This window comes from Myxococcus sp. AS-1-15, assembly GCF_020037055.1.
GTDB lineage: Bacteria > Myxococcota > Myxococcia > Myxococcales > Myxococcaceae > Myxococcus > Myxococcus fulvus.
In genome coordinates, this window is the sequence record NZ_JAIQDF010000038.1 from 1 (window position 1) to 9,954 (window position 9,954).

The 9,954-nt window shown below is 68.4% G+C and carries 5 protein-coding genes and 1 pseudogene; all 6 read right to left on the reverse strand.

The window, feature by feature from the left end:
* Positions 1-174: 174 nt before the first annotated feature.
* A pseudogene (locus K8625_RS43100) lies at positions 175-759 on the reverse strand (transposase); the annotation flags it as partial.
* A 20-nt stretch (positions 760-779) separates the two neighbouring features.
* Positions 780-2,126, reverse strand: a complete 1,347-nt coding sequence (locus K8625_RS43105; protein ID WP_223786035.1) for an IS4 family transposase — start codon at positions 2,124-2,126, stop codon at positions 780-782.
* An 85-nt stretch (positions 2,127-2,211) separates the two neighbouring features.
* On the reverse strand, positions 2,212-3,066 hold the full coding sequence (locus tag K8625_RS43110; protein WP_223786036.1) for an IS66 family transposase: 855 nt from the start codon (positions 3,064-3,066) through the stop codon (positions 2,212-2,214).
* Between the two features lie 109 nt (positions 3,067-3,175).
* Positions 3,176-3,541, reverse strand: a complete 366-nt coding sequence (gene tnpB / locus K8625_RS43115; RefSeq protein WP_223786037.1) for an IS66 family insertion sequence element accessory protein TnpB — start codon at positions 3,539-3,541, stop codon at positions 3,176-3,178.
* 4 nt (positions 3,542-3,545) lie between these two features.
* The gene (locus K8625_RS43120) at positions 3,546-3,860 is read right to left on the reverse strand and encodes an IS66 family insertion sequence element accessory protein TnpB (RefSeq protein ID WP_223786038.1); all 315 of its coding nucleotides are present in this window, start codon (positions 3,858-3,860) and stop codon (positions 3,546-3,548) included.
* Positions 3,861-4,036: 176 nt separating this feature from the next.
* Positions 4,037-9,601 (reverse strand): serine/threonine-protein kinase, encoded by a 5,565-nt coding sequence (locus tag K8625_RS44745; RefSeq protein WP_223786039.1) that lies wholly within the window; start codon positions 9,599-9,601, stop codon positions 4,037-4,039.
* Positions 9,602-9,954 lie beyond the last annotated feature (353 nt).

Genomic DNA, 9,954 nt, shown 5'->3' on the forward strand with positions numbered 1-9,954 from the left:
AGCCGGCTGAGAAGCAGGAGTGGTTCCAGGTCGCCGAGGCCTTCGAGGCGAGCGGCCTGACGCAGAAGGAGTTCTCCACGCAGCGAGGATGTATCCGTCCGGTCAGCGACGTGGCGTAAGCGGTTGAAGACGGACGAGGTCCGTGCCCGGTAGACGCCACGACCGGAGGGGTGTTCAGGGAATGGGTTGGAGGTGCGACTCGGGAGGACCTGTGGTCTGCCGACGCTTCCACTCGTGCGGCAGCAGCTCTGCGATGCGCGAGTTGGGATGCGTCTGGACGCGTAGCAGGACGTCGGCCAGGTACGCCTCGGGATTGACGCCGTTGGCCTCGCAGGTGGCCACCAGCGCGTAGAGGCCCGCAAGGTTCTCTCCGGCGGCTTCGTGCCCGACGGAGAGGAAGTTCTTCCGGCCCAGAGCTGCCTTTCGCAGCGCCGCCTCCGAGCGGTTGTTGTCCAAAGGCAGCCGCTCGTTGTCGACGAAGCGCGTGAGGGCCTCCCACTGCTTCGTCGCGTAGGAGAGGGCCTGTCCCATGGGGCTCTTCGGCGGGTGGCGCGGCGTCTGGACTGCGAGCCACGTCGACAGACGCGCGAGAATGCGAGTGCTGGACTCCTGGCGCAGCGCTCGGTGCGCCGCGGTGCCCACGAGGTCCGCGTCCCGCGCCTGGGCTTCCACGCGGTAGAGCTCGAGGATGAAGTCCATCGCCTCCCGGGCTTCAGGCGCGGTGGACAGCGCCTCGAAGAAGCGACGACGCAGGTGGGCCTAGCAGCAATGCCGGTCAGTTAGGGCGGGGGGCGTTTCACCCACTTCTTGTCGTAGTTGCTCATCTTTATCTTTACGACGCGTGGGTGGCGCCTCTCGCTCCGTCGTTTCGGGAGCAGCAGCAGCCCCAGGTGCCTGCGCAAGTCGAGCAGGTGCTCCGGAATGCGGCCGGGTGCCAGCGGTGGAGTCGACCAGACCAGCCAAGCGGTGCGAATGAGCGCCAGCGCATTGACGAAGCTGATGCGCGTCGGCTCCACGCCCGCCTCGTGCGCTGCCCGCTCCATCTCCACGCGCACTAGATTATAGGCCAGCAGGATGCCCCACACTTCCTGGCGGACGCCCTGGGGCGTGCGACTGCGAATGGCCTCCTGCCGGTCCAACAGGTGCGTCTTGATTTCGTCGTACCCCAGCTCGATTTCCCACCGCTCGTGGTACAGCTGGACAATCTGCTGGGCCGGGTACTTCTTCGCGTCCAGCAGCGACGTCAGCAGCACGCCGGGACGGAAGCCGGGGCGCTTGTAGCGGATGGCTCTCATGCGGACGGCTTCGGGCATGGGCCTGGAGTTCGAAGCGCGCATGTGCCGAGTCACCGGCAGTTCCACCAGCTCATCGTTGGTGCCAAGGTGCTGGAGCGGGACGGGTTTCATCTGCGCCTTGGCTCGCACCAGCCAGTGCCGGTTGTTCTCTCCGGTCGCAATCTCCAGCAGGTCCCGCACGGCGGTGAAGTTGCGGTCGACGATGACTATCGAGTCCTCGGGCAGCTGACTCCACAGCTCTGCCGCCAGCGTCACCTCCCCAGTGGCGTAGGGCCCGAATCGCACTCCCGCCAGAAGGTGGGAGCGTGCCGCCATCAGCGCCACCGCGCGTATCGTCGGATAGGCGCTGCCGGCGCGAGTGCCGTTGCCCTGACTGCCACCGAACTGACTCCAATTGTCGGGAGAGTCCGGCACCCGCACCGTCGTGCCATCCAGCGCGTAGACGGACAGCCCGTGCCAGGCATGCGCCTTGGCGCTGCGGTGGGCCCAGGTCGAGGCCGTCGTCTGGAAGAGGTACTCCATCGGCTCGTCGCCCAATCGCTGGCGCGCCTGGGTCAGCGCACTGGGCGCCACGTCCGTGGCTCCCTTGCGTGCTGGCAACGCCACATTCAGCAGGGTGGCGACGCGCTGGATGGACTCGTTGCGCATCAGCGCCATGCCGACCACCAACCAGATGACCTGGTCGGCTGGCAGACGCCGACGGCGTATCGAAGCGAAGCCCGTAGCCACTACGGCTTCTTCCACCCACACCGGGTCGATGTGCTGCCGAAACCGCTCGAACTGCTCGGGAGCAACCAGCGCTGCACCCTGAACGGCCTGAGCCAGCCCCATGTGGCGATCTCCGAGAACGAGAGCGCCACACCCTCAACCAGCGCGTCGCCCCAGGCAAGGGCGACCTAACTGATCGGCATTGGGCCTAGCAGCCGACGCGCGTGCGGCCCTCCGGCAGCGTCACCGCGTTGTAGCCAGTGTACCCGTCCACCACGAGCGCGCCCGTGGTGCCTCCCAGCACGTCCTTGGGCGTCTTGCCCGCGCGCCCCAGGCTGAAGCGGTAGCCGATGAGCCACTCTCCCTGGGGCGTCTGGGTGAGGAATGTCCACAGGTAGCCCCGGCGCGTCTTCTTCACGTCCAGCACGCGCAGTGGCGTCTCGTCGGCCCACACCACCTCCGCAGAGGCGATGCACTGCAGCAGGTGCGAGGACAACGGTAGCAGCACCTCGGCGGACTGGTGGAAGAGGTCCGTCAGCGTGCTGCGGCTCATGGGGACCCCGCCGCGCTCCATCCGCTGAGCCAGCCGGTGCAGGGGCATGGCGTCCGCGCACTTGGAGACGACGACGTGGGCCAGGAGACCCGGCCCGTACTCGCCCTTGTCCACCACCTTGGGCGGCGCGGGCGCGGTGACGACACCTCGGCCGCAGGCGCACGCCAGGACCTCTTGCTCGTGCACCTGCTTCTCGAAGAAGGCCGGCACGTACTCGTACACCACCGTCCGGCGCCCCTCTCCCAGGGGCTTGAGGGCCTCGCTGCCGCACGCTGGGCAGCGCCGCTCCTCGGCGGGCACCTCGTGCGGGACTTCGCGCTCCACGGCCCCGGCGGCCTTACGGGCCGCGCGCTCGCGTCGCGTCTGCAGTGCGCTCGCGGCCCGGGCCGCCTCGTCCTCCGGGCTGGTGGACGACGGCTTCAGTTCCTTTGCCACCGGAGGCAGCTTTTCCGTCTTGCGGCCGAAGACGCGCCGCTCCAGCGCCGCCATCTTCGCCTCCAGCGACGTCATCCGTTCGCGAAGCTCTTCGGCTTCCTCGCGCCAGGGACAGAAGTGGTCTTGGGGCAGCTCGCGGGGCACCTGGTACCAACACCTCGCGGCGCCACGGCCTGTCCTCGCGCTACGAGGACGTGCGCCCGGGTGGCGTCCAGACGGGCGAGCGTTTGACGTCGGTGACATCCATGCCGTCCAGCAGCATCGCCAACTGCGTCGCGTCCAGGTGCACCGCGCTCGCGTCCGCGTCCACCTTCGGCAGCCGGAAGCGGCCCGTCTCCAGTCGCTTGTACAGCAGCACGAAGCCGCCCCGACTCCACGTCAGCACCTTGATGCGGTCGCCCCGCCTCGAGACGAAGGCGAAGAGGTGGCCGGAGTAGACGTCCTCGCCCCAGGCGGACTTCACCAGCGCCATGAGGCCGTCAATCGACTTGCGCATGTCCACCGCCTCGGTGGCCAGCACCACGCGCACGGACGCCGGAAGCGTGAACACGCGCTCACCCGCCCAGCACGGTGACGAGCCGGGCGACGTAATCGACGTCGGCGCCCGCGGGGAACCGCAACCTGGCTCCGCTGGCCAGCGCCACCTCGAGCAGCACAGGACTCACCTGCGCGACGGCCGATACCTCCACCGGCAGCAGGCGCACCTCCTGCGCCTTCCGGGGGCGCTGACGTCGGCGCCGGTATACCCACGACTGCAGCGTGCTCAGCCTCAACCCTCGCTGTGCGGAGAACTCCTTCTGCGTCAGGCCGCTCGCCTCGAAGGCCTCGGCGACCTGGAACCACTCCTGCTTCTCAGCCGGCTTCGACATTCCGGCCAGGGTCCACCACGACTGATACCCCGGCAATGCCTCCCGCCACGTCGCTCGCCGGACGGTTACGCAGCGACTGCGCGTCCTCGCCCTTCAGTCGGGCATTCTCGAGGGCGAGGGCTTCGAGACGCTGGCCCCCTGTGTCAGGGAGTTTGACGGGCACTCCGGTCATGGCCTCAACCGTGGAAGTCGAAGATGTCGACGGCTTCCTTGAGGACGTTGAGCGCGGCATCTCGCTGCGATGACGTGGTCTCGGCGGGCAGGACGATGTTCATTCGCAAGGGAATGCCCTCCGCCGTGAAGGAGCCATCGAGCACCAGGGGAATGATGTTCCCCGGGTCCTGGCTACCCTGTGGCAGGTGCCTGGCGATGTTGTCCAGCCGCAGCAGAGTGGGGCGTGAAGCCTTTGCATTCCGGTCCTTGGTGACGCGCTCCAGCCGGTAGACGAAGGGGAACAGGTTCCGGATGCGGCTGTCGAACTCCTCCAGTTTCGACATGACGAGGTGCCCCCGCTCGTCCACGCCCACCTTCATCGGCTCCTGCTTCTTCGCCTCAGGCAGCGTCTGGAGCTTGCCCGTCTTCCTGCGCGCCTCCGTGAGGGCCTTGAGTTCCTCGTCGTAGTCTGCGCGCGGTTGTTGCCCCAGCCGGCGGACGCGCTGAAGCCACAGTTCCGCGGTGAGCGGCTGCTGGAGCCGGACCCGAGCATGCCGGGCACAGCGCACCCCGAAGTCCTCCAGCAACACCACGTCGAGGTGGTTCTCCGAATAGTAGCGGGCTAGGGCCTCGAAGGTCGCAGTGGCGGCATCCGCCTCGCGGAACAGGTCCTCCCGGGCCACCTCTCGCAGCAACGGCACCAGCGCGGGACTCGCCGGCGGCTGGGCCAGGGCCGAGGCCAACTGGCGAATCAGGCGAGCCCCCTCCTGGGGGAACTTCACCCGGTACTCCTTCAAGACGGCCGGAATCTGCTGCGCCCCCTTGCCCAGCTCCGGCGTCGTCCTCATGAGGACGACCCACTTGTCCAACCACTGGGTGTCCCAGGGAACTGGCTGATTGGCCTGCGCCAGGGCATCCGCAGCATCCCCCAGCAGCGTCACGTAGTCCGCGCCCTTGCGCTCCCCGGCCGGGATGGACGACAGGGTCTGCCCGAAGAGGCGAATCGCGTCATCCTCCCGGTTGTCTAGGAAGGCGTCTCCCGCCTTCTCCCGAAGCTCCTTCCAGGTGTGCGGCTCAAGCACCGTTTCCAAGCTGCCCCTTACCTCCGAGGCGGATGGACGCTGCTCAGGGTCGCGAGAGAGCATCAGCAGAAGCAGGCTGGCTAGCCGAGTGGGCATGCGTGCTTCTTCCTGCAGGCGCTCCAGCCGCTCCGGTGTGCTGAACGCCTCACGCGGCTCGCACCCCGTCAGCACCCGGAGGAACAACGCCCCCAGCGAGTAGATGTCCGCGGGAGGGGTACGCCGGCCGCCCAGCGCCTTTTCCGGCGCGATGTAGCCGGGTGTGCCGAGGGCAGTCGTGCCGTCCTGGACGGGCTGCGTGTCGAACCCGGCGATGCCGAAGTCGATGAGGGTGGGTTCCCAGACCCCCATCTGCTGCGCCACCATGATGTTCCTGGGAGACAGGTCCTTGTGGACGATGTTCTCGGCGTGGCAGGCGCCAACGGCGTCGACAATCTTTTTCAGCAGGTGGACCTGGGCGACCACGTCGCCGCCAGGAAGAATCGTCTGCGCCGACGCGGGCTTCGTTCCCAGGACGGACTCCAGCGTCTCGCCATTGATGTAGTTGAGGACCACGACTCCACCGTGGCGATCGTCGATGCTGGCCCCCAGGAAGCCGACGACGTTCGGGTGGCGGATGCGGGACAGCACCTTCTTCTCCCGCTCGATGCGCTCGTGCAGCCCCACCGTGCCCTCAGGGTAGATGCGAAGCACGACGTCGTGCCCGCCTTCCTGCACGTTCTCCGCGAGCCAGATTTCCGCCTCTCCGCCCTTGTCCAGGAACTTGCGCTTCCGGTACCGCCCCAGCACCAAGTCCGGGTCCGGGCGAGAGGTGACGGGCTGGAGCTTCACCTTCTCCGGATCCAGCGCGGCGAGCTGCCGGCACAGCCACTCCCCACGAAGGTAGTGGCGCCCCCCTTCACGGGTCTGGATGAGGCCCATCTGGGCCAGCTCATCCAACTGGCGCTGAGGCTCTCCCGGCTCGAACTCCACGCTGTTGCGCTGGAGCCACGCATCCACGTCCGTGATGCGGACGTAGCCATCGAAGTCGCCCCGCTCATTCAGGGTCGAGGCCACCGCGCGCAGCACGGTGAGCTGGCGCAGCGTCGCTGCACCATCGTCCTCGTCCTCGTGGAGCATGTACTTGACGAACTCGGCGAGCCGCCCCGTCTGGGCATCGTCGTCCAGCAGGAGCGCGTCCGCATCCGCCACCGTGCACCAGCTCCGCTGCTGGTGCCGCAACATCTCCACCAGGAGGCCGCCCAGTCGATTCAGCACATAAGGATTGCCGCCGCTCAGGCTGATGAGCCGCCGGCGCGTGCGCCCGTCCAACTCCAGGGGAACCCGCTCGCGCAGGTAGCGGTCCGCCTCCTCGTTGGTCAGTTCCTTGACCTCGAAGGACTCCACGGCATTCGCCAAGTCGGTGGACTCCTGGACGAGCCCCTTGAGGCTCTGCAGGCCGCTCAGGACGAAGGCGACCTCTAGCTTGCCGCTGCGCTCATTGAAGTGCCGCAAGGCCGCCAGCAGCGCTAGGCGCTCCTGCTTGGAGCCCAGACCGGCAATCCACTTCTGGAACTCGTCGAGCAGCAGCAGGACCCGCGTCTTCTCCTTGAGCGACTCCGAGAGCCGGTCGAACCAGTGCAGGAAGCGCTGGGACATCTCGTCCGCCCGGCTCAGGTCCGTCACGTTCATCGCGGCCGCGTCCACCCCGCTGCGGGCCAGCGCCTCCACCAGCAGCTCGGACAGCGTCGAGAACGCGGTGGCGGCCGTGGTCATCCGTGGTCCGTTCCACACGTGGCGGCGAACGGAGAACAGCTTCTGTATCTCCCGGTCTCCCTCCAGCGAGGCGCAGATGGAGCTCTTTCCGCGCCGCCGCCGGCCGAAGATGACCGCGCGCACGGCCCGGCCCTGGCGCAGCCGCCCCCGCAATTTCTTGAAGCACGTCTGCACGGACGAGGACGACAGCCGGAAGGTCTTCTCGTCGTTGAGGTCGACGGGCTCGCCGTTGAAGCCCGTGATTTCCGCCTCCGCGAGCGCCCGCTCCTCGAACCGCAGCGGCAGCACGTAGCTCTCATCCTGCCCGCCGCCGAACCACGAGGAGCGAAGGGACAGCCGCAGCTCGCTGAACTGCTCCGCCTTGTCCGGGTCCAGCTCGAGCCGGCAGGCGATGACCACCGAGGACGTGTCCTCCAGGTTCTGGTCGCTCAGCCACGAGACGTGGAGCTCGGTAGGGGCGGAGCTGATGGGCGAGTCGCCCTTGGCGGGCCGACTCACCAGGATGCTGATGCCCCCCACGGCGGCGTCGCCGCCATTGCGCACGCGGATGGGGACTTCCACGAACCTAGCGCCGGGAGTGAGGGACAGGCCCTTCTCCGCGGCCTTGGGCAGCGCGATACCGGGCTTGGGGGCTGCATTGCTCCCGCGGCCCCGCTCCCAGAGCCTGCTGCCCATCGCCGCGACGAAGTCCGTGACGAGCGGCTGGAGGGACTTCAGCTTGGGCACGTCCGGCCGGGCCCCGCGCCGGGACTGCCGCTCTGCGTCGTCGAGGAAGTCCTCAATCGTTTCGGAGTCTTGGGGCTCGGCCCCGAGCGCCTGGAGGACGGCGTTGCGGCACTCAAGGCTCTTGTCGCGGCCGACGAGCGCCGCAGCGATGCCAATGCCGTCCAGCAGCCGGCGGGCCACGGCGGCCGAGGTCCGCGCTAGGGCGCCCACCGCCTGCGCCAGGGGCAGGTGAAGCCCTGGCGCCACCAGTTCCGCGCAGGCGCGCGCCAGGGCAGGGGACTTGCTCGCGGCCTCCGCGCACTCCAGCAGCCCTCGCTCCAGCTCTGCGGGAGTTCTGGAGGAGAGAACTCCCGCCAGCCGCCTGCGGCCCCGGCCGTCCAGCCGGTCCAGGGCCGCGCAATGAAGAGCCATGGCCGCCACGGCGACGTCGAAGTGCGGGGCCATGGGGTCCTTGCGAACCACCTCCTGGAGCTTCGCCGCCTCTCCCAGGAACTCGAGACATTGCGCCAGGGGCCGTATGGGCGTGTCCGCCCTGGCCACCGAGCCCCACAGGACCAGCAGGTTGCGGGCCGCGGCATTCACGGCGGCGGCGTCGGAGGCCGACGCGGGCACCTGGACGAGCACCGGCTCGTTGGCCCGGCCATCGACGGGCAGGAACGAGGGGACCTCTCCCGTCACTTCGTGGCGTGCTTCCTCGCGCAGACGCCCCAGCAGGCCCGCCGACATGAGCGCCGGGACAGCTCCTGTCACCCGGAAGCGCAGCTCGATGTCGCGCTCCTTGCTCCTAGGCGCGGGCGCCTCCTCGCGCACTCCCGGGGCCTCCACCCTGGAGCCGTTCGCGCGTGCCTTGAGCGTGGTGGCCACGTTCCGGTCGAACTGCTGGATCCTTTCGAGCAGGCCTTGCGCCCCCGCCGACGCGTCAGGCGGGGGGAGCAGCTCGATGGAGCCATCCAGGGAGGCCTCACCGAGCCGCTGGAACAGCGCCTCGACCTGCTTTTCGCACCGGGCGACCTCGGCCTCCAGCGCGGCTGGCAGCTTCGCCAGCCCCATGAGGGTGCAATCGAACGGAGCCACCGTCCCGAGCGACTTGCCCACCGCACTGGCGAGCTGATGGGCTTCCTGCTCCACGGAGGCGGACGCATCCGAGAGGTGCTGGATGCTCTCGGCAATCCGGCTGCCTAGGGTCTGCAACTGCCTGCCCAGGTCCAGCGCGGACCCGAAGGACTCGAGGGAGATGGATGCCAGGGAGCCGGTAGCGTCTTGCAGCCGCGTATTGGCCAGAGCGAGCCGCTCTCTCGTCGGCAGTTTCTCAATGGACGCCCTCAACCCCGCGCAGAGCGCCTGGACACAGGCGCGGTATTCGGCCAGCCGCGCACGGTGGCTCTCCTCGCTGGCGGGCGGAGGGGCCGCGGGGGCCGGGGCCTCTTCCGGCGGCTTGTTCCGCGTGCCAGAAGCGCCCACCGGGCGGCTGGGAGGCTGGAGCGGCCCCGACGGGAGTGCCAGGGGCGACTCCAGGGCGTGGAGGATGCGCTGGATGTCTCCCGAGAGGAACGCGATGAGGACGTTGATGAGGTCCAGCAACTCGTGCGGCGTCTCGTCGCGAATCTTCCTCAGGCTCTCGGCGGAGCGCTTGAGCTGCTCCCATTCGCCGGTTTCGAAGGCTTGGCGCACCCGGCTGAATGCGTTGTGGGCGCGATGGTCCAGGGTCGGGTCCTGCGAGGCGGTCAGGGCGATGCGCTGCAGGGTGCGCACGGCACTAGCCTGTCGCCCCCGGTCGTCGAGCGCCTCCGCCAAGAGTTTCGTGAGTTGGTCCGCGTCCGCGACGAGCCGCTTAAGGGTGGCGCCGTCGGCGCGCTTGGCCTCTTTCCCCAGCAGCCCCGCCTCCTTCGCGACCTGCCGCAGCAGGCTAATACCCAACTGGGCATTCACCTTGCGGAGCACGTCCTTGAGCGTCGTGCGCTCCTGCGCGGACAGGCTCTTGAGCGCGGTGGCGGACTGCATGCTGACCTCCAGGGTACTGGCGGGCACGGAGACCTCTTTACGGGCAGGAGCCGGTGCCGGCTTCGCGGGCAGGGGAGTGGAGTACGCACGCACGGCCCATTCCGGTCCCCGCTCCCTATGTTGGGCGTGGATGAGAGGATAGCGTGCCGCGAACCCGTAAACCCAGCTAGCGCCAGAGGATGCTGTGGGTTGGATTAGACTCACGGCGGTTCCGCCTGTCCTCCTGATGTCCAGGCAGACTGCCGGGTCAAGTCCCGAATCGTGTGTAGTTGTTCGGAGGGGGGTTCGGGGGAGGAATGCTCTTTGGCGGTGTCAAGCAGCGGCAGTGTCTGGGGTTGAGTTGAGCAGGGTCATGTCGAGGTAGCGGCGGTCGTCCCAGA